This is a genomic window from Burkholderia sp. AU17457 (genome assembly GCF_002223255.1).
GTDB classification, from domain to species: domain Bacteria; phylum Pseudomonadota; class Gammaproteobacteria; order Burkholderiales; family Burkholderiaceae; genus Burkholderia; species Burkholderia sola.
In genome coordinates this window covers 592,346-613,597 of record NZ_NKFB01000006.1, presented here as the reverse complement: position 1 = coordinate 613,597, position 21,252 = coordinate 592,346, and the positions used below count along the sequence as shown (strand labels likewise).

The 21,252-nt window shown below is 66.4% G+C and carries 11 protein-coding genes; 7 read left to right on the top strand and 4 right to left on the bottom strand.

Annotation, left to right across the window (positions count from 1 at the left end):
• Positions 1-3: 3 nt before the first annotated feature.
• A complete protein-coding gene (locus CFB49_RS29610) occupies positions 4-10,107 on the bottom strand; it encodes a YadA-like family protein (RefSeq protein ID WP_089493102.1) in 10,104 nt (3,367 codons plus the stop codon).
• A 453-nt stretch (positions 10,108-10,560) separates the two neighbouring features.
• On the opposite strand from CFB49_RS29610, the gene CFB49_RS29605 reads away from it, so the two are divergent.
• From CFB49_RS29605 to CFB49_RS29585, 5 genes are all read left to right on the top strand, one after another.
• On the top strand, positions 10,561-13,542 hold the full coding sequence (locus CFB49_RS29605) for a sensor histidine kinase (protein ID WP_089493101.1): 2,982 nt from the start codon (positions 10,561-10,563) through the stop codon (positions 13,540-13,542).
• Positions 13,543-13,818: 276 nt separating this feature from the next.
• Positions 13,819-14,211 (top strand): type I toxin-antitoxin system SymE family toxin, encoded by a 393-nt coding sequence (locus CFB49_RS29600; protein WP_256979924.1) that lies wholly within the window; start codon positions 13,819-13,821, stop codon positions 14,209-14,211.
• Positions 14,211-14,531, top strand: a complete 321-nt coding sequence (locus CFB49_RS29595; RefSeq protein WP_089437480.1) for an XRE family transcriptional regulator — start codon at positions 14,211-14,213, stop codon at positions 14,529-14,531. Before CFB49_RS29600 ends, CFB49_RS29595 begins: the two co-directional genes overlap by 1 nt.
• Before the next feature lie 347 nt (positions 14,532-14,878).
• Positions 14,879-15,385 carry an antitoxin Xre/MbcA/ParS toxin-binding domain-containing protein gene (locus CFB49_RS29590; protein WP_069617614.1) on the top strand — a complete coding sequence of 169 codons (507 nt, stop codon included), beginning with the start codon at positions 14,879-14,881 and terminating at the stop codon, positions 15,383-15,385.
• A complete protein-coding gene (locus CFB49_RS29585) occupies positions 15,382-15,864 on the top strand; it encodes an RES family NAD+ phosphorylase (RefSeq protein WP_089493100.1) in 483 nt (160 codons plus the stop codon). The genes CFB49_RS29590 and CFB49_RS29585 overlap by 4 nt, the downstream gene beginning before the upstream one ends.
• A 66-nt stretch (positions 15,865-15,930) precedes the next feature.
• Here the strand turns inward: CFB49_RS29585 and CFB49_RS29580 are convergent, their stop codons facing one another.
• From CFB49_RS29580 to CFB49_RS29570, 3 genes are all read right to left on the bottom strand, one after another.
• Complete coding sequence (locus CFB49_RS29580; RefSeq protein ID WP_089493099.1) at positions 15,931-16,773, bottom strand: peptidylprolyl isomerase; 843 nt, start codon at positions 16,771-16,773, stop codon at positions 15,931-15,933.
• Positions 16,774-17,307: 534 nt separating this feature from the next.
• Positions 17,308-18,108, bottom strand: coding sequence for a glycosyltransferase family 25 protein (locus CFB49_RS29575; RefSeq protein ID WP_249190355.1), 801 nt, complete (start codon positions 18,106-18,108; stop codon positions 17,308-17,310).
• 2 nt (positions 18,109-18,110) lie between these two features.
• Positions 18,111-18,425 carry a hypothetical protein gene (locus CFB49_RS29570; protein ID WP_069617591.1) on the bottom strand — a complete coding sequence of 105 codons (315 nt, stop codon included), beginning with the start codon at positions 18,423-18,425 and terminating at the stop codon, positions 18,111-18,113.
• Between the two features lie 352 nt (positions 18,426-18,777).
• Between CFB49_RS29570 and CFB49_RS29560 the strand changes: the two genes are divergently transcribed.
• Both CFB49_RS29560 and CFB49_RS29555 read left to right on the top strand, forming a co-directional pair.
• Positions 18,778-20,352, top strand: coding sequence for a hypothetical protein (locus CFB49_RS29560; protein ID WP_089493098.1), 1,575 nt, complete (start codon positions 18,778-18,780; stop codon positions 20,350-20,352).
• A 28-nt stretch (positions 20,353-20,380) separates the two neighbouring features.
• Entirely contained in the window at positions 20,381-21,235 is an 855-nt protein-coding gene (locus tag CFB49_RS29555) for a glycosyltransferase family 4 protein (RefSeq protein ID WP_143329335.1), read from the top strand.
• Positions 21,236-21,252 lie beyond the last annotated feature (17 nt).

The window sequence follows — 21,252 nt, the reverse complement described above, 5'->3', positions numbered from 1 at the left end:
GGCTTACCACTGATACGAAGCGCCCACGCCGACGGTGTTGCCGCCGCTCGACATGCCCACGCCGGCCTTCATCTTCAGGTTCTGCGTGATGCGGGCCTCGCCGCCGAACGCCACCGCCTGATAGCCCTTGTAGGTCGCGCCGCCGATACCGAACGACACCGTCTTGCCCGGATCGACGCCCGGAATCATCGTCAGCGCGGTGGCTGCGGCGATACCGGAGTACGCGTTGCGCGACAGGTCGTTGACCTGGCCTTGCACGCCGCCGATCGCGCGATCCATCTGGCCCTTCGTCGCCGCGTCGGACGCGTTCACGCCATCGGCCAGATTCGAGATCGTGCGCTTCTGATCGGCCGTACCGACGGACACGGTGTTGTCGCTCGACGCCACCGAGCCGGCGCCCAGCGCGACGGAGTTCTTGCCCGACGCGTTCGCACCGTCGCCGATCGCCGTCGACTTCTCGCCCGATGCGTTCGCGCTGCTGCCGATCGCGGTCGCGCCTTCGGCGCTGCTCTTCGAGCCCGAACCGATTGCCGTACCGTTGCTGCCCGATACGTTCGCGTTGGAACCCACGACCGTGGCGTTGTTCGCGCCCGTGCCGATCGTCGCGCCCGAACCCGCGGCCGTGTTGCCCGTGCCGCCGCCCGCGTTCGCCTTCGTCGTGCCGTCCGTACCCACGTCGGTACCGGCGAAGTAGTCGTTGCCGGACCCGCCGTTGCCCGGAGGATTGCCCGTGCCCGGGTTCCGCTCCAGTTCGCCGACACGGTCGTCGAGGCCGCCGATCTTGTCGTTCAGTTCGCTCAACTGCCCGAAGTTCACCGCGTCATACCGGCTCGAGCCGTCCGCGACGTTGCCGAGGCGCACCGGCGCCGCGCCTGAGCCGCCGAGGGTCACCGAGCCGTAGTTCGGCGTGCCGTCCTTGTTCAGGTCGTAACGCACCGCGAGCGAATCGGTCGCGCCGTACTGCGCCGCCGCCTGGACTGCTTCGGCCACGGTCTTGTACTTGCTGCCGTTCACTTCGATCGACGTATCCGCGAGCTTGCCGTCCGCATCGACCGTCGTCCCGCCGCCGATCACGTCCGCCACGCTCTGCGCGGTGCCGTGCAGTTGCGCACCGTTGATCGCGTCGCGGCTCGTCGCGCTCACCGCACCCGCGCCCACGCCGGTCAGCACGCGGTCGCCCGCCGTGCCCGTGAAGTTCACGGACGTGCCGTCCGTGTCCTTCGCGACCGTGATCTCGCGCGTGTCCGCGTCCTGCTGGACGAGGCCGATCGAGCCGTGGACGAGGCTGCTCGAGATGTTCTCGATCGCGTCGCCGACGTTGTTGTACGTCTTGTCGTTGACGGTGTACGTCGGGTTCGTCACGTTGCCGTTCGCGTCGACGGTCGAGCCGCCGCCCAGCGCATCCGCCACGCTCTTCGACGCGCCGTACAGCTGCGAGCCGTTCACCGCGTCCATGCTGGTCGCGTTCACCGCGCCGGCCTTGACGTTCGACAGCGTCGTGCCGTTCGCGCCCTTCAGCGTGATCTGGTCGAAGTTCGCCGAACCGTCGGCATGCTTGTCGTACGTCACGGCGAGCGACGTCAGGCCCTTGCCCGGATTCGTCGGGTCGATCGGCGTCAGCACGCCCGCGCTCTGCAGCTGACCGACGTTCACCGCGTCATGCTTGTCCACGCCGTCCGCGACGTTCTTCAACGCCACCGGCGTCGTCGCGCCCGCGCCGCCCAGCGTCACCGAACCGAGGTTCGGCGTGCCGTCCGGATTACGGTCGTACGTCACCGCCGCGATCGATTGGCCCGTCACCGGGTCGACCAGACCCGAGTCGGCCAGCTGCTTGTTGATCACGGTGATGTTTTGCGTGTTCGTCGTCGTACGGCCGTCGAGGTTCGACAGTGCATCGCCCACGTTGTTGTACGACTTCGACTGCGATGCATCCGCCGGGTCCGCCAGCGTGTAAGTCGGGTTCGTCACCTTGCCGTCCGCGTCGACCGTCGATTTGCCGCCCAGCGAATCGGCCACGCTTTGCGCCGTGCCGTGCAGCTGCGCACCATTGATCGCGTCCGTGCTCGTGGCCGTGACCGCGCCCGCCTTCACGTTCGTGATCGTCGTGCCGTCCGCACCCTTCAGCGTGACCGTGTCCTTCGCGGCGCCGTCGTAGGCGACGGCGAGCGACGTCAGGCCCGCACCCGGGTTCGTCGGGTCGACCGGCGCAACCAGGCCCGCGTCCTGCAACTGGCCGAGGTTGATCGCGTCGTGACGCTCCGTGCCGTCCGCAACGTTCTTCAGTGCGACCGGCGTCGTCGCGCCCGCACCGCCCAGCGTCACGGTGTCCTTCGCCGCGCCGTCGTACGTCACCGCCATCGACGTCAGGTTGCCCTTGCCGTCGTCGCCCACCACGCCCGCGCTCTTCAGCTGGCCGAGGTTCAACGCGTCGCCGTCGTCCGTCGCATTCGCAACGTTCTTGATCTGCGTCGGGCCGGTGCCGTGGCCCAGCGTCACCGAACCGTAGTTCGGCGTGCCGTCCGCGTTACGGTCGTACGTCACCGCAGCGACTGCCTTGCCGTCGTCGCCGATCAGGCCCGAGTCTTTCAGCTGGCTCACGTTCACCGCGTCCATGTCGGCCACACCGGCCTTCACGTTCGACAGCGTCGTACCGTCCGTGCCCTTCAGCGTGACCGTGTCCTTCGCGACACCGTCGTACGCGACGGCGAGCGACGTCAGGCCCGCACCCGGGTTCGCCGGATCGACCGGCGCAACCAGGCCCGCGTCCTGCAACTGGCCCACGTTGATCGCGTCGTGACGCTCCACGCCGTCCGCGACGTTCTTCAACGCCACCGGCGTCGTCGCGCCCGCACCGCCCAGCGTCACCGAACCGAGGTTCGGCGTGCCGTCCGCGTTGCGGTCGTACGTCACCGCCGCGATCGACTGGCCCGTCACCGGGTCGACCAGACCCGAATCGGCCAGCTGCTTGTTGATCACGGTGATGTTTTGCGTGTTCGTCGTCGTACGGCCGTCGAGGTTCGACAGTGCATCGCCCACGTTGTTGTACGACTTCGACTGCGATGCATCCGCCGGGTCCGCCAGCGTGTAAGTCGGGTTCGTCACCTTGCCGTCCGCGTCGACCGTCGATTTGCCGCCCAGCGAATCGGCCACGCTCTGCGCGGTGCCGTGCAGCTGCGCACCGTTGATCGCGTCCGTGCTCGTGGCCGTGACCGCGCCCGCCTTCACGTTCGTGATCGTCGTGCCGTCCGCGCCGCCTTGCAGCGTGACGCGAGCCTTGGTGTCGTCGTCATAGCCGACGGCCAGCGGATTGCCCGAACCGCCCGAGTTGTCCGCGACGTACTGCTTCAACTGGTTGTAGTTGATCGCGTCATGGTCGTCCGTCGCATCCGCGACGTTCTTGATCTGCGTCGGGCCCGCGCCGTTACCCAGCGTCACCGTGCCGTAGTTCGGCGTGCCGTCCGCGAGACGGTCGTACGTGACCGCGGCGATCGACTTGCCGTCGTCGCCGATCAGGCCAGAACCCTTCAGCTGCGAAACGTTCACCGCATCCATGTCCGCCACACCGGCCTTCACGTTCGCAAGCGTCGTGCCGTTCGTGCCGGCCAGCGTCACGGTGTCCTTCGCATTGCCGTCGTACACCACGGCCAGCGATTCGCCCGTGACCGGATCGATCACGCCGCCATCCTTCAGCGAGTCTTCGAGATTGCCAACACGCGTGTTCGTCGCGAACAGCTGCGAACCGTTCACGGCATCCTTGCTCGTCGCCGACAGTTCGCCATCCTTGACGTTGTGGATCGCCACCGGCGTGGTCGCGCCCGTGCCGCCCAGCGTGATGCTGTCCTTCGCCGCGCCGTCGTACGTGACCGCCAGCGACGTCAGATTGCCCGTGCCGTCGTCGCCCACCAGGCCCGCATCCTTCAGCTGGCCGAGGTTCAGCGCATCGCCGTCGTCCGTCGCGTCCGCCACGTTCTTCAGCTGCGTCGGGCCTGCGCCGTTACCCAGCGTCACCGAACCGTAGTTCGGCGTGCCGTCCGCGTTACGGTCGTACGTGACCGCGGCGATCGCCTTGCCGTCGTCGCCGATCAGGCCGGAGCCCTTCAGCTGCGAAACGTTCACCGCGTCCATGTCGGCCACGCCGGCCTTCACGTTCGCAAGCGTCGTGCCGTCCGCGCCGGCCAGCGTCACCTTGTCCTTCGCCGCGCCGTCGTACGTCACCGCCATCGACGTCAGGTTGCCCGCGCCGTCGTCGCCCACCAGGCCAGCGTCCTTCAGCTGGCCGAGGTTCAGCGCATCGTGGTTGTCCTTCGCGTCCGCGACGTTCTTCAGCGCGACCGGAGCCGTCGCGCCCGCGCCGCCCAGCGTCACCGAACCGAGGTTCGGCGTGCCGTCCGCATTGCGGTCGTACGTCACCGCGGTGATCGACTGCCCGGTCACCGGATCGACCAGACCCGAATCGGCCAGTTGCTTGTTGATCACGGTGATGTTTTGCGTGTTCGTCGTCGTACGGCCATCGAGGTTCGACAGCGCGTCGCCCACGTTGTTGTACGACTTCGACTGCGATGCATCCGCCGGATCGGCCAGCGAGTACGTCGGGCTCGTCACCGTGCCGTCCGCGCCCACCGCCGCACCGCCGCCGAGCGCGTCAGTCACGCCCTTCAACTGGCTGACGTTGACCGCATCGGTCGCCTGCGTGCCGGCCGCGACGTTGACGACCTGGCGTTCCGCGCCCGCACGACCGACGGACACCGTGTTCGCGCGGTTCGAGAACGCGTTCGCGCCGAGCGCGACGCTATTGGCCGCGCCCGCGGTCGTGTTCGCGCCGAGCGCCATCGCGCCTTCGACGCTGCGCGCGACGTTCGCACCGGTACCCATCGCGATCGCGTTGGTCGAGCCGGCACGCACGTTCGCGGCGTTACCGACCGCGATCGAGCCGTCGCCGATCGCCTGCGCGCCGTTGTTGCCGACGGCCAGCGCGTACTCGCCATTCGCCTGCGCGTTCGCACCCAGCGCGACGGCCTGCGTGCCGTTCGTCTGGACGTTCGAACCCACGGCGACCGAGTAGTCCTGGCCGGCGCCGGTTTGCGCGAAGCTGCCGATTGCGACCGAGTTGTTCGAACCCGCGCCGCTCTGGAGGCCGACCGCCACCGCATTGGCGCCGCTTGCCGCCGTCGACGAGCCGATCGCGGCCGCCGTTGCGGTAGCCGGATCAGCGCCGTTCAGCGAAGCGACGTTGTTGCCCTGCAGGCCTTCGATCGCGACGAGCGGGTCGCTGACGTCCATCGTCTGCATCGAGCGCGAGCTCACCTCGTCGATGGCCGCCTTCGTCTTCTTGTCGATCTCCGACGAGAAGCTGTCGATCGCCTGTTGCGTCTTCGAGCTCACCGACGTCGACAGGTCGTTCAGCGCCGCATAAAGCTGGCCGCCGTTGACCGCGTCCGTGCTCTGGAATGCGACGTCGCCGTCCGCCACGTTGACGATCTTGCGTTCGCGGCCCACGTCGCCGACCGACACGACGTTGTTCTGGTTCGCGACCGAGTTGTAGCCGATCGCGACCGAACCGTTGCCGGTCACGCGCGCGCCGCTGCCGAGCGCCAGCGAGTTGGCGCTGGTCGCCCGTGCGTCGGAGCCGATGGCGACGGCGAGCGCGCCGCTGGCGACAGCCGGCGTGCCCGTGACCGGGTCGGCATTGACCTTGACGAAGCGCAGGTTGCCGCCGGACATCTCGTCGCGGAGGTCGGACAGGCCCGTGTTCAGTTGCTTGACGTTGACCGCGTCGAGGTCGTCGACGCCCGTCGCGACGTTCTTGATCTGCGTCGGACCCGCGCCGTTACCCAGCGTCACCGTGCCGTAGTTCGGCGTGCCGTCCGCGTTACGGTCGTACGTCACCGCGGCGATCGACTTGCCGTCGTCGCCGATCAGGCCCGAATCCTTCAGCTGGCTCACGTTCACCGCGTCCATATCCGCCACGCCGGCCTTCACGTTCGACAACGTCGTGCCGTCCGTGCCCTTCAGCGTCACGGTGTCCTTCGCATTGCCGTCGTACACGACAGCCAGCGATTCGCCCGTGACCGGGTCGATCACGCCGCCATCCTTCAGCGAGTCCTTCAGGTCGCTCAGGTTCTGGTTCGTCGCGAACAGCTGCGAACCGTTCACGGCATCCTTGCTCGTCGCCGACAGTTCGCCATCCTTGACGTTGTGGATCGCCACCGGCGTGGTCGCGCCAACGCCGCCCAGCGTCACGCTGTCCTTCGCCGCGCCGTCGTACGTCACCGCCATCGACGTCAGGTTGCCCTTGCCGTCGTCGCCGACCAGGCCCGCGTCCTTCAACTGGCCGAGGTTCAGCGCGTCATGGTCGTCCGTCGCATCCGCGACGTTCTTCAGCGCCACCGGCGTCGTTGCACCCGCGCCGCCCAGCGTCACCGAACCCATGTTCGGCGTGCCGTCCGCGTTACGGTCGTACGTGACCGCGGCGATCGACTTGCCGTCGTCTCCGATCAGGCCCGAGTCCTTCAACTGGCCTACGTTCACCGCGTCCATGTTCGCCACGCCGGCCTTCACGTTCGAAAGCGTCGTGCCGTCCGTGCCAGCCAGCGTCACCTTGTCGCGTGCCGCGCCGTCGTACGTCACCGCCATCGACGTCAGGTTGCCCTTGCCGTCGTCACCCACCAGGCCCGCGTCCTTCAGTTGGCCGAGGTTCAGTGCATCGTGGTCGTCCGTCGCGTCCGCGACGTTCTTGATCTGCGTCGGGCCTGCGCCGTTGCCCAGCGTCACCGTGCCGTAGTTCGGCGTGCCGTCCGCGTTACGGTCGTACGTGACCGCGGCGACCGACTTGCCGTCGTCGCCGATCAGGCCCGAGTCCTTCAACTGGCCTACGTTCACCGCGTCCATGTTCGCCACACCGGCCTTCACGTTCGACAGCGTCGTGCCGTCCGTGCCGGCCAGCGTCACCTTGTCGCGTGCCGCGCCGTCGTACGTCACCGCCATCGACGTCAGGTTGCCCTTGCCGTCGTCACCCACCAGGCCCGCGTCCTTCAGCTGGCCGAGGTTCAGCGCATCGTGGTTGTCCTTCGCGTCCGCGACGTTCTTCAGCGCCACCGGCGTCGTTGCACCCGCGCCGCCCAGCGTCACCGAACCCATGTTCGGCGTGCCGTCCGCGTTACGGTCGTACGTCACCGCGGCAATCGACTTGCCGTCGTCGCCGATCAGGCCAGAGCCCTTCAGCTGCGAAACGTTCACCGCGTCCATGTCGGCCACGCCGGCCTTCACGTTCGCAAGCGTCGTGCCGTCCGCGCCGGCCAGCGTCACCTTGTCCTTCGCCGCGCCGTCGTACGTCACCGCCATCGACGTCAGGTTGCCCTTGCCATCGTCGCCCACCAGGCCCGCGTCCTTCAGCTGGCCGAGGTTCAGTGCGTCGTGATCGTCTGTCGCATCCGCGACGTTCTTGATCTGCGTCGGGCCCGCGCCGTTACCCAGCGTCACCGAGCCGTAGTTCGGCGTGCCGTCCGCGTTACGGTCGTACGTCACCGCGGCGATCGACTTGCCGTCGTCGCCGATCAGGCCCGAATCCTTCAACTGGCCTACGTTCACCGCGTCCATGTTCGCGACGCCCGCCTTCACGTTCGACAGCGTCGTGCCGCCTGCGCCGGCCAGCGTGACCTTGTCGCGTGCGGCGCCGTCGTACGTCACCGCCATCGACGTCAGGTTGCCCTTGCCGTCGTCGCCCACCAGGCCCGCATCCTTCAGCTGGCCGAGGTTCAGCGCGTCATGGTCGTCCGTCGCATCCGCGACGTTCTTGATCTGCGTCGGACCCGCGCCGTTACCCAACGTCACCGTGCCGTAGTTCGGCGTGCCGTCCGCATTGCGGTCGTACGTCACCGCGGCGATCGACTTGCCGTCGTCTCCGATCAGGCCCGAGTCCTTCAGTTGGCCCACGTTCACTGCGTCCGTGTCTTGCGTGCCGGCAGCCACGTTCGTGATCTGCCGTTGCAGCGTCGCCGAACCCACTGACACGCTATTTGCTCGATCGGCGACCGACGTGTCACCCAACGCGACACCGTATTGAGCCGTCACCGATGCGCCATCGCCGAGCGCCACGCCGCGTTGCGTGGTTTTGGCCCCGCGACCGATCGCAATCGCCCCGCCGGCATTGGTGTTCGTCGTGGATGCACCCTCGCCGATCGCCAGTTGCCCGAACCCGCCCGACGTGTACGCCTTGGCACCGATGGCGATGTTCGTCTGACCACCGTTGATGTCCGTGGCATTCGCAATCGCACCGTCGCCGATCGCAATCGACTGGCTGCCGGAAGCGCGCGCCGCGGTCGAGCCACGCACCGCTACATACGGGTTCGAACCTGCCGCGATCGCGGCATTCAGTTGGCCGACGTTCACGGCGTCGGTTTCTTGCGTGCCGGCGGCCACGTTGGTGATCTGCCGACGCAGCGTCGACGAGCCGACGGATACGCTGTTGTTGCGGTCCGTCGACGACAGGGCACCAAGCGCCACCGAATCGGTATGGGATGCCACAGCGTTGACACCCAGCGCAACGCCATGCGAACCGCTTGCGTTCGCACCATTGCCGATCGCGACGGCGGCGCCGCCCGCACTGCTTGCCTGGAAGCCGAGCGCCGTGCTGTTGTCCCCGTTGGCCCGCGCACTATTGCCGAACGCCGTCGCGTAAGATCCGGACGCACTCGTATTCGTGCCGATGGCAACCGAGCCCGATCCTGCTTGCGCGGCGGCCGTGCCGTTGCGCGTATCGATCTTGATGTACGTGTTGTCGACCTTGGTCGACAACGCGGTATTCATCTGGCCGAGGTTCACGGCGTCCGTATTCTGCGTACCGGCGGCCACGTTGACGATCTGTCGCTGCTGCGAAGTCGACCCGACCGACACAGCATTGTTGCGATCGCCAACCGAGTTCGCGCCGAGCGCGACCGAATTCGTCCCGCTGGCCAGCGCCCCGCGACCGAGTGCGGTCGCAGTCGCGCCCGTCGCGCTCGCGCGCTCGCCCAATGCAACGCTCGACGCCGAGGTCGCTTTCGCGAGCACACCGATCGCAACGGCGTTCGTGGTTGCATTGGCGGAATAGCCGATCGCGGAGCCGTAGGTTCCGCTGGTGCTCGCGCCGCGACCGACTGCGATGGCGTTCGCACCCACGGCGCTCGCCGTCGTGCCAAGTGCCGTAGCGCCGTCGGCGCCCGCATAGGTGCCATAGCCGACGGAAGTCGCATTGGACGACACCGCCGCCGCGCCCCGGCCCATCGCCGTCGAATTGTTCCCCGTCGCGCGTGCGCTCACGCCGACCGCGACGGTCTCACTGCCCGTCGCGTTCGCCAGCGTGCCGAGCGCCACGGCATTCTGGCCGGTCGCAACGGTATTCCCGCCGAGCGCCACGGCCGAAGTACCACCGGCATTCGCGTTCGCCCCGATTGCGGTCGCGCTGCCGCCTGCGCGCGCCGCCGTCGCGGCCGCATACGTACCCGTATTGGTCACGACGTACGGGTTCGCCGTCCCTGCCGCCTTGATCGCCGCGTTCAACTGATTGACGTTAACGGCATCCGTCCCGGCCGTACCGGCGGCCAGGTTGTTGATGCGGTGGTTCGTCATGTTGAAGTTGCTGTCGACGTCCACAGGGCCGCGCAGGTGCACGCCCGAGCCGCCCAGCAGGAACAGATGGCCGTCGACGGTGCCGCTGATGCCGGCTTCGGTCGCCGCGCTGGCCTGACCGACACCGGAACCATTGGCGTTGGCATGGTTGTACAGCTGGAACGATCTCGCGTGGCCTTCGCTGAGCCGCCAGTTGGCGATCGGCGCACCGCAGTTCGAGCCCGTATTGCGGGTGCCGGTCGCGCTGCCGCCACCAAAGAGCATCCCCTGCGTGCCACCAGGCGCACACAGCGACAACGACCCGCCGCCATTCGCCGCCTGCGCATTCGCATCGGCCGACATCGCACCGCCGCCCACACCGGCCATCACCGCGACCGCCGCCGTGACCGACGACCGCATCGCGGTATTCGACTTCGATTTCGTGCGCATCCGCGCCGTTTCGGCTGCCGCCGTCCATGTACCCGTCGTCGCGTTCCAGACGGTGCGATAACTCTTGTTCATGCTGATTGCCTCTGTAGAGAAAAAGGGAGAAGGACGCTCCTCGTCCACAGATGCCAATGTATTGATCGCCTGTCATTTCGATAATCAGACGGCTGGACGTGCAACGACTTATTTCGTAGGCCCAGTCCTAACATGACGTTGCTTGACAATCGGCCGTGCCAGACGCGGCACGACACGCCGTTCGCTTGAACGATTCCGTTTGACACGAGCGCGCGGCAAGCCTTATATACGCACCGCGCCGCCGATTGCCTGAATAGGACTGGTCCTATCCATCGCGCGCTAGTGTTTCGGACTGCCCTACATACAGACCCGCCCGCTATCCCGATAATTTTCCCGTTCCCCGAGCCGGCCGCGCATCGCGCCGCCGTCGTGCGGCTCGCGGATATCGTCCGCGTTCCGGCATCGCCGTAGCGCGTCTCCCGATTTGCGCATTGATTCACCGGTCTTCGTCTCATGCCCATCCGCCATCTCTTCGCGTCCCATACGGACGCCAGCGCGCCGTTCGCGTCGATCGACGACGATGCGCACGACCTGAGCCTGCTGAACCGGTATCAGCGCTTCACGCTGTACGGCGGCGCGGTCGTGCTGTCGCTCGTGATCCTGATCGCGGCCGGCATCCTGCTCGTCGGCTCGGTGCGCGACTACATCGCCGAGCGCCGCGACCTGTTCGCGACGCACAAGGCGCTCGTGCAACTGGAAATGGATGCGAAACAGGCATCGATGCGCCGCGCGGTGATCAATGCCGAGCTGTTGTGGAACGGCCATCCGCCGCATGCGCGCGAAGCCTCCGATGCACTGAGAAAAGACGGGCACGTGCTGCTCGCGCCGATGCCCGGCGTGAGCGAGATCTTCGTGGCCGCGTCGCCGAAGGCGCTGGCCGACCACGAAACCGATCGCTACGTGCAGTTGATGGAGCGCCAGACGATTTCGGTCGCGGCTGCCGAGCGGCAGACCGGCCGCGCGGTGCGCGGCTATGCATACAGCCCCGACCGCAACGTGATCGCGATCACGCCGCCGCCGTCGATGCCGTATCCCGACCTGCTCGCGCGCATCGGCGTGCGTGACACGCATGCGTTGATCCAGCACCTCGCGTTCGACGTGGCCGACTGGTCCGATCCGGCCGTCGCGCGCTACTGGCGCCTGTCGCGCCGGATCGCGTGGCAGGCGCCGGCGATCGACCCGCTGACCGGCAAGACGGTCTTCCGTCTCGTCGAGCCCGCCTTCGACGGTCAGCAACATTTCATGACCTTCGTGAGCGACTTCGACGTCGACGTGATCGCCGATCGCATGAAGCACGCGCCGGCCGACGCGGTCGCGATGCTGATCGACGAAAACGGCCGCGTGCTGCTCGATGTCGACCGCACCGGCGACGCGGAGGACGGCGCCGCGCTGATGAAGCACGCACTGGCCGAAGGCACGTGGCGGCGCGGCCTCGCGCATTTCGACGAAAGCTACCGTCACGGCGTGTTCACGATCAGCGATCGGATTTCGGACACCGGCTACGCGATCGTCTATGCGTACTCGTGGCGCACGATCGCCTTTGCGATCTGGTCGACGATGCTGCGCGAGTTCGGCACCACTGCAACGATCCTCACCGTGCTGTGGACGCTCGTGATCGCGTTCGACCTGCGGGTGTTCGCGCCGCTGTTTCGCCGCTCGCGCCGCGTGTTCGAAAGCGAGCGGATGAGCCGCACGATCGTCGCGACCGCGCCGTTCGGCATCGGCCTCGTATCGCCCGACACGCGACAGGTGCTGCTGCGCAACCGGATGCTCGAACTGTACGAACGCGAGGCCGGCGATCCGCCGCTGCACGAGCGACTGCTGGCGCGCTATCGCGAACACGCGGACGCATCGCCCGTCCAGCTCGACGTCGAACTGCCGCTGACGCTCGGCGACGGCCGCGCGCGCGACCTGCTCGTCAACTTCGTGCGCGTGCGCTACAAGGGCAAGGACGCGCTGCTGTGCAGCTTCTCCGACATCACGACGCGCGCCGACGCCGAACGCGCGCTCGACAGCGCGAACCGCGCGAAGTCGACGTTCCTCGCGACGATCAGCCACGAGATCCGCACGCCGTTGAACGCGATGCTCGGCAATCTCGAACTGCTCGACAAGGCGCCGGACCCGAGCCGGCAGAAACCACGCCTGCATGCGGTCACGTCGGCCGCGCGGATGCTGCTCGACATGCTGAACAACGTGCTGGACATGACGAAGATCGAAGCCGACCGGATGACGCTCGAAGCGACCGGCTTCCGGATCGACGAGCTGATGCGCGACGTCGCGGACCTGTTCGAGCCGGTGGCCGGCGCGAAAGGCATCGCATTGCGCATCGACGTCGATCCCGCGGTCGCGCACACGTATCTCGGCGACCCGATGCGCGTGCGGCAGATCGTCGTGAACCTGGTCAGCAACGCGATCAAGTTCACCGACCGCGGCGCGGTGGCGTTGTCGGTGTCGGCGCCGTCGGGCGACGCGACGCCCGTGACGATCCGCGTCAGCGATTCGGGCATCGGCATGACGGCCGACCAGCTGGCGCACGTGTTCGAGCCGTTCGCGCAGGCCGACGAATCGATCGCGCGCCGCTTCGGCGGCACGGGCATCGGGCTCGCGCTGAGCTACAAGCTCGCGGAATCGATGGGCGGGCGCATCGACGCGAACAGCGTGCCGGGCGTGGGTTCGACGTTCGTGGTCACGTTGCCGCTGCCGCTCGACCGCCAGCCCGGCGCCGCGCAAGCGCGGTCGGCCGAGGATGCGCCGGACGTGCGCGTGCTGTTCGTCGACGACAATCCGGTCAACCGTTCGCTCGTCCACGATCAGCTGGACGTACTCGGCTATCAGGCCGATATCGCGTCGAACGTCGCCGACGCGCTCGATCTGGTGGACCGCCACGACTATGCGGTCGTGCTCACCGACCTCAACATGCCGGGCCTCGACGGCTACGCGTTCGCCCGCGTGCTGCGCGAGCGCGGCCGCGTGCAGCCGGTCCTGGCGGTCACCGCGCATGCCGAACCGGACGAGTTGCGGCTGGCGTGGGAAGCGGGTATCGACGAGATCGTCACGAAGCCGACGTCGCTGAAATCGCTCGAACAGGCGATCGCGAAGTACGCCGGCACGTGGCGGCGGCCGGTGTATCCGCCGGTACCGGCGCGCGCGTCCGGCCCCCTGCCGAAAGACCTGCATACGGTGCTCGTCGATGCGACGCGACGCTCGAGCACGACCATCGCGCGGGCGTTGCAGGACGGCGACCTGAAGGTCGCGCGATCGGAGATTCACAGCATGCGCGGCGCATTCGCGATGATCGGCGAGCGGGAGATTTCAGGGCTCTGCGCGTCGATGGAAGCGCTGGCGCTGGCAGGGGATGCGGCCGCGTTCGCGCGGGAGTTCGAGCGCTATCGGCAGAGCGCGAACGAGATCCTGATGCGGCGTGCGGCGGGCTGATCGAATCGTCGATTGAAACGATTTCTGACACATCGGGAATTAATTGACGATGTGGTCAGCCGACGTGATCGCGCTGGATTCGTTATGCAGCAAGCGTTTGACGTACTGGCCTGATGGCCAACACCGATGAATTCGTACGTGACTGATCCCTGACGCCGGATGTTCTCGACTACAGTGGTTGCACGTTTTCGCCAGGGTTCTCAGGCCGCTTCGACATGCGATGCATGTGACGGAGCGGTACTCGAAATCCGGTGCGTAAACGAGCGCGGCCCGCAGGTGAAACAGCACCTGCGGGCCGCTGACCACAACCAACTCCACACCGGAGAGTTAATCATGGCTGGCGCGAATCATAACGCACCGATGTATTTCCGCGATCGTTTTGTCTCCCCTCGTTCGTCTCTTCAATCCCGCCGTATCGTCCCGCATATCAGGCTCGCCGACATGGCGCCGCCTGTCGTGCATCTGTGGATGAAGTTGTCCGGCCGATGGATCGAGGCGGCGGGTTTCGATCCCGAACAGCGTCTGCATATCGAGGTGTCGCACAAGCGGCTGGTGATCACGCCGATCGATGAAACGGCCCCGAGCCCTGCCGGAAAGGATGGATTCCCCGATGTCGATTGCGGCACCGGGCAACAGCGGCAACTGTCGGTGTTGACGGAGGAAGCGTAATGAACTACGACACATCGAATCAACACGCCGACAACGTGCCGGACGATTTCGACTATTACGACGTCGGCGAACTGGCGGCCAAATCCGTGCTCGTACTGAAACTCAATGCATTGATGGTGTCTCGCGGCCTGACCGAAGAAGAGGCGGCGGCGCTCGCCGAAATGGCCCGGCCGGTCGTCACGCCCGAGCAGCGCGAGCGGCTCCGGAACGTAACGCTGGATCAACTGATGCTGACGCTGGCATCGTTCGGCCAGCATGTGGAGATCGTGGTGAAGCCGGCGGGGGAATTCGGGCCGGCGGGGATTACGGTTTCGGTCTGACGGGCTGCGACGCAGGCTTAAAGAAATGTGTGGCGGCCGGAAGCGCCTCGGCGCTCGCATGAGGCAGCGTTAGGAGTAGGTGCTATCAAATACATAGCATGACGACGGCCGGGCCCAACGGCCGCCGCCGAAGCGACTTCGGCGCCACACTCGTTCAATTTAACGTGAACAATCGTTACAACCAATCGGACTGGGCTGATTCTTCTCCCACAGTGCTGCCCGTGGCCATAGTCGGTTGCCCCCACCTCTGGAGCATCAGCATGCTTACCAAACGGGAAAGTCTTGACTCTCACTTGAACGACTCTACAATGAGAATGTCGAAATTCTCATTTGAGAGGCACATCATCATGGCACGGAATCAATCCGCTGGCCGGCAATCAGCTACTCGCCCGGCTGCCGTGAAAGCGGCCAAGCCGACCGTCGGCTCTAAACAACTCGGCTCTCACGGTCGCGATATCGAGATGTTCCTCGGCCAGTTCGATGCCCTTGAGCAACGCCGGCAAATTCGTGAAGGGATGGAGGCCAGCATTATCGATCGTGTCGCGAAGAATCTCTTGAATGTGCCAGTCCAAACGCTGCTCGCTGGACTCGGCCTTCCGAGTTCCACGATCCTGCGCAAGATCGCGCGCGAGGAACGTCTATCCCCTGCAGAATCCGATCGTGTCGCACGCGTGCTCTACGTCTTTCGGCTCGCGATGGACGTATTCGAGAACGAAGCGCTTGCCGCAGAATGGATGCAACTGCCACATGCCGAGCTTGCCGGGTTGCGGCCGCTCGAAGTCCTGGATTCCCAACCTGGATATGACCGAGTACGGGATCTGCTGATGCGCGTCATTTACGGAATTGGCGCATGAAACTGTATCGGCTCGCCAAGGAGCGGCGCGGCTACTACCGGGCCGATGACTTGAGCGGCAATGGTGCCGCGTTGGCCGGCGGACGTTGGAACCCGCGCGGAATGCGCGTTGTGTACACATGTCTTCATGCTTCAACCGCACTGCTCGAAGCGCTAGTACACATGGCTGGCTTGATGCCGGCCGGCGGGTATCACTTAGTGACATTGGAATTACCAGACGTCATTTATGACGAGGCGTTCATTCCGACACCACCGGATGGCTGGGCGGACTTGACGCGCGATCCCGAAGCCACGATGGAGCTGGGTCAGCAGTGGCTGGAGGCCGGCAAACAACTGACTATGCGTGTGCCGTCGGTAGTGTGTCCGACCGATTTCAATCTATTGTTGAACCCGTCGCATCCGGACATGAAAGCCGTCAAGGTAGTCGGCACTGTGCCCTTCACACTCGACCCGAGACTGTTCGGTCATGCGCCGAAATAAAATCGGCCCGTACTCGATTCGAGCAACGGGCCGATATTCATGAGGCATGCCTGAACCGCGAGCCGCTTACTGCTGGATCGTCGCCTGCCCGGCCAGCTTGTCGACCAGCGCCGTCATCGCGCGCTGCTGCGCCTGCGCTTCGAGCTGCTGACGCAGCACGTTCTTCGCCGCCTCGAAGGTCGGCACGACCGTCGCGCGCTTCTCGTCGAGTTTCACGATCGCGAACGCATTGCCGACCCGGATCGGGCCTGCGACAGCACCCGGCTGCAGCGACGTGATCGCCTGCGCGAGCGGCAACGGCAAACCGCCCGTCTTCCCCTCGGTCACCGGCGTGCGCAACTCGACCCACTGCGCGACGCCGCCGTTCGGCGTCGTGTTGTACTTCTTCGCCACCGCGTCGAACGCCGCGCCCTGCTTCAGCTCCGCGACCAGCGCGTTCACTTCGGCCGGATCGGCCACGGCGATCACGTCCGCGCGATATTCGAACTGCGCGGCATTCGCGACGACGTCGTCGTAACGCGCCTTCACCTGCGCGTCGGTCACCGGTTGCGGGTGCAGGTTGTCGCGCAGGTAGAGATCCGTCGCCGCGACCGTGCGCGCCCGCATCACGACGCGATTCACTTCGGGGCGGCTACCGTAGTTGGCCTTTTCCGCTGCCTGCTCGACCAGGTGCTGGGCGATCAGCTCGCGCCTGGCTTGTTCGCGCAGCGCCGGCGTATCCGCCTGACCCCATTGATGGATCAGGACGTCCACGTCGCTGCGCGCGATGGGGGTGTCGTTGACGACCGCTTCGACGCCCGGCGGCAGCGGCGTTTCGGTTTTGGTGCCTGCGGCGCGTGCGACAGGGGCGCCGCAGGCGCACGCGAGTGCGATCAGCGTGGAAATAATGGAAATGTGATGCTTCTTCATGACGATTCCTTCATCGATGGAGGGAGATGCCGCACGCGATGGCGGCCAGGAGGAGATGCGGCAGCTTCACCGCGGGCAACCGACCCGGTCGGCGCCTGACAGGCCGCGCGTGCGATCGCGCCGCGGCCGGACCTGAAGTGCGAACCGGGCGAACCGGCCGCATGTCGTCTTGCAGAACGGCCATCGCCGGCAGCACACCGACGATCGACGGAGGAAACGACAGAGATGAATGCCCTGCGCTCGCATGTGGCAGCGTTCTCCCAACCTGCGACCCGAACGGTGCAGATGCGACCGAGCCCACCGGTCGCCGCAAGGCATTCACCTCTCGCCATCCTGACCGGGCCGCGCCGGCAACGCCGCTCGCGTCGGCCTCGCGCGGAGAAAAATGCGCTGCCCGGCGAACGGGCAGCGCGTCCAACGAAGCGTGGCTTCGGATACGAGGTATCGGGCGCGTACCATGCAGTTGCCCGACGTTCGCATTGTCGAAGCGCATACGGCGTCTGCACAATCAGCCTGGTCCTATTCCGCACGACGTCACCGTTGAATCGTCGACGTCTCGCGCGCGTTCATCGTCACGGCGAGCGGCGGAAAGGCGGCGACGCTGCGCATCGCGCCATAGAACTTGTTCATCGCGACATCGATCCCGTAGTTCGGCAGCGTGCGGCCGAGCCCGTGCGAGAACAGCGTCTCCGGTTGCAGCGGAAAGCAATGGTCGAGCAGGAACCGCGCGCCGGCCGGAGAAATCGTGTACGCGCAGATCCCGTAGAACTCGAGCAGGTCCATCACCAGCACGGGCCCGCGGTCGGTGCGGAAATCGTCGACGGCCTGCGCGAGCGCCGCTTCGTCGAAGCGCATCGTCACCGGCGCGCGGCTGTTGAAGATCGCACCGCGCAGGATCGAGTCGAAGTTGTAGCCCCATGCGACGAAGTCGTAACGGCCGGCATGCGCGGCGAGGAACTGCATCGCCGTCTCGTCGAAGTCCGGGCGGAAGATCGCGTCGTCCTCGACGATCGTCACGAGCTCGTTGCCTGCGGCAATGTCGGTCCACAGGCGATGCGTGGTCATCGCGATGCCGATCGCGCCGCGCGTATACGGCAGCGCCGGCGCGAACAGGCCACTTCGCGCGATATCGTCGTCCGACAGCGCACGGCCGTCGACCGCGTCGACGAATTCGAATGCGAGCGTCGGATTGTTCGCACGAAACGCGTCGCGGCGGCCACGCTCGCCTTGCAGCGAGATCACGCGAAGCGTGTTGCAGACGGACGGCACATCGACGGCGGAAGCGCGTACCGGCGCCATGGTTGCGTCGCGAAGATCGGTAACGGGCATCGACATCGTCACCACCCCGTCACGATCGAGATGCCGAACACGATGCCGACGACAATGCCGATCGTCCGCCCTTGCAGCGTCGGCTTCAATGCCGCCGGCTCGTAGAGCGGATCGACCACGTCCTTGCGGTTCCGCCATGCGGTAACGAGCGGCGGCACGAGCAGCAGCATTGCCATCAGCAAGGCGGTCGCCGTCGTCACGACCATCCCGCTCGACGACCAGCGCGTGCCGAACTCGACCGCCACGTGGACCATACCGACCGTGGCCGCGCTCGCGACCATCCCGATCACGGTGCCTTTCACCAGAAAATCTGCTGCGCTCATCGTCAGTACTCCCTGTCTGATAGTTGCCGAACGACGTCGGCCGGAATACTGCGTATTACAAAGATCGCTGCACGCGATCTCTATCAGACGAGTCTTATTGGCGAACGGCGAACCCAAAAATAGGACTGGGACTACAAACGTGACCGAACGGCGCGTTCGTGACCGGGGGACGCATCGCGGGGCCTCATCGATTCGGACTGGTCTTATTCAGTTGCCGAGTGCGGATCCATAAAGTGGACGTCAAGCCGGCGCCATGCTGCTTGTGCCCATGCGTGCAAGCCGCTGGCGCCCTCACGACAAACCCCGCCACCGGCCGCTGCCTCGAACGCGGCCGCCCCCCCGGAGCCCCGACATGCAGATCACGCCCCACGACACGCCCACGCTCGCCGACACCGACGACACGACGCTCGCCACGCGGACCGATGCCGCCTCGGTCGATATCGACGACAACGCCGTCGCCACCGCCACGCAAACGCTGATCGATCGCGGTGAAACGGCGAGCGCCGCCCATCTGGCCGCCGCCCATTGGAAACTGCGTCCGGACTCGCCGGCAGCGGCATTCAACTGCGGCTACGCGATGCAGATGGCGGGACGCCACGCGGATGCGATCGCGCCCTATCGCCGCACACTCGAACTCGCGCCGGCGTGGCCGTCGCTGAAGAACAATCTCGCGCTCGCGATCCGGCTGACGGAAGGCGATCCCGATCTGGAGTTCGCGCTCATCGAAGGCGCGCTCGACGACGACCCCGACGACGCACGCGCGTGGATCAATGCGGTCGTCACGCGCATCGACCGTTTCGATCTCGATGGCGCATTGCGCGCGGCTACCCGTGCGGTCGCGCTGGCGCCCGACAGCGCGCTCGCCGCGAACAACGCGGCGACGGCCATGAAGGAAGCGCAATGGTGGGGCCAGGCCGAGGCGCACGCGCAACGCGCCGTCGAACTCGCGCCGCACAACCCGACGTATCGCCACAATCTGTCGCTGCTCCAGCTTGCGCGCGGCGATTTCGCGTCGGGCTGGCCCCGTTACGAAGCGCGCTGGGAAGGCTCGGCCGAACTGCGCGGCAAACTGCCGGTGTTTGCCGCTCCGCGCTGGCGCGGCGAATCGCTGAAGGGCAAGACGCTGCTCGTGTGGGGCGAACAGGGTCTCGGCGACGCACTGCAATTCTGCCGCTACATGCCGCGGCTTGCGGAACGCGTGCATCGCGACGGCGGCCGGATCGTGTGGAATGCGTTTCCGGTGATGGGCGACCTGTTCGGGCGCAGCCTGGCAACGCATGTCGACGTGTTCGACACCAGCACGCGCATCGAGGATCTGCCCGCATTCGATGTCGAGCTGCCGCTGATGAGCATCCCCGGAATGCTCGGCCTCGACGGCGACGCGCTCGCCACGACGGCGCCGTACCTCCACGCCGACCCGGCGGCCACCGATGCGTGGCGCACGGCGCTCGCGGGCGAAAAGCGGCTGAAGGTCGGCCTCGCGTGGACGGGCAGTCTGTCGCACCAGCGCAACCGCTTTCGCCGCGTCGGCCTCGAGCGTTTTACCGAAGCGTTCGGCGGCCTGCAGCAGGACGTCGCGTTCTACTCGCTGCAACCGGGCGCGCAGCACGACATCGAAGCCGCCCGCGCGGCCGGTTTCGTCGTGAATGACTGCACGCGCGAATGGCGCACGGTCGACGACACCGCCGCATTCGTCGGCGCACTCGATCTCGTGATCACCGTCTGCACGTCGGCCGCACACCTGAGCGGCGCGCTCGGCCAGCGCACGTGGGTGCTGCTCGATGCGAACCCGCACTGGGTCTGGCAGCACGACCGCCGCGACAGCCCGTTCTACCCGAGTGCGTCGCTGTATCGGCAGACGACGTTCGCGGACTGGCAGCCGGTCATGGACGCCATCGCCGCCGATCTTCGCCGCCTGGCCGGCTGACGGTCGCCGTCCCGACAGGAGATTCGTCATGGATTACAACCTCTGCATCGTCCGCCCGCCCGGCTACGCGCATTCGGGCGCCTTCACGGAACTCGCCGAGGCGATCGCGTACGGGCTCGAAGATCTCGGCCACGCGGTTCACTTCAACGAGAACACCATGATGTCCGATGCACGGAACATCCTGATCGGCTGCCATCTCGCCGATCCAGGCGTGACCGAGCACGTGCCGGACGACACGATCGTCGTCAATACCGAGCAGCTGCATGTCGACGAACAGCCGTGGAACCGGAACATCTATCGATGGGCGTCGCGATACGAAACCTGGGATTACAGCGCGCGCAATCTCGCGAAACTGCATAGCCTCGGCATCGAGCATGCGCGCTACCTGAAACTCGGTTTCCATCCGAAGCTGCGCCGCATTCCGGATGACGTCGAGCAGGATATCGACGTGCTGTTTTACGGCACGATCGGCCCGCGCCGCGCGGCGATCCTCGATGCGCTGCAGGCGCGCGGACTGAACGTCGGGATCGTCAGCGGCGGCATCTACGGCGCCGAGCGCGACGCGTTCATCGCGCGTGCGAAGGTCGTGCTGAATCTGCATCACTACGCGTCGCACATTTTCGAGGTGGTGCGCGCGTTCTATCTGATGACGAACGGCAAGGCGATCGTGGGCGAAGTGTCGCCGACGACGTCGGTCGATCCCGATTACGCCAACGGCTTCCGCGCGGCGCCGTATGACGCGCTGGTGGATGCCTGCGCCGAACTCGTTCGCGATGCCGCGCAGCGTCGCCGGCTCGAAGCCGACGCGCTGGCGACGATCGGCCGCCATCCGCAAGCCCGATCGCTCGCACCGTTGCTGGCCGCGCAGTCGGTGGCGGCATGACGACGCCACATCGCGAG

What these genes read in the sequence shown, in the direction of transcription:
- CFB49_RS29610 (WP_089493102.1), bottom strand. Translation starts at nt 10,107, where the DNA reads ATGAACAAGAGTTATCGCACCGTCTGGAACGCGACGACGGGTACATGG.
- CFB49_RS29605 (WP_089493101.1), top strand. Translation starts at nt 10,561, where the DNA reads ATGCCCATCCGCCATCTCTTCGCGTCCCATACGGACGCCAGCGCGCCG.
- CFB49_RS29595 (WP_089437480.1), top strand. Translation starts at nt 14,211, where the DNA reads ATGAACTACGACACATCGAATCAACACGCCGACAACGTGCCGGACGAT.
- CFB49_RS29590 (WP_069617614.1), top strand. Translation starts at nt 14,879, where the DNA reads ATGGCACGGAATCAATCCGCTGGCCGGCAATCAGCTACTCGCCCGGCT.
- CFB49_RS29585 (WP_089493100.1), top strand. Translation starts at nt 15,382, where the DNA reads ATGAAACTGTATCGGCTCGCCAAGGAGCGGCGCGGCTACTACCGGGCC.
- CFB49_RS29580 (WP_089493099.1), bottom strand. Translation starts at nt 16,773, where the DNA reads ATGAAGAAGCATCACATTTCCATTATTTCCACGCTGATCGCACTCGCG.
- CFB49_RS29575 (WP_249190355.1), bottom strand. Translation starts at nt 18,108, where the DNA reads ATGTCGATGCCCGTTACCGATCTTCGCGACGCAACCATGGCGCCGGTA.
- CFB49_RS29570 (WP_069617591.1), bottom strand. Translation starts at nt 18,425, where the DNA reads ATGAGCGCAGCAGATTTTCTGGTGAAAGGCACCGTGATCGGGATGGTC.
- CFB49_RS29560 (WP_089493098.1), top strand. Translation starts at nt 18,778, where the DNA reads ATGCAGATCACGCCCCACGACACGCCCACGCTCGCCGACACCGACGAC.
- CFB49_RS29555 (WP_143329335.1), top strand. Translation starts at nt 20,381, where the DNA reads ATGGATTACAACCTCTGCATCGTCCGCCCGCCCGGCTACGCGCATTCG.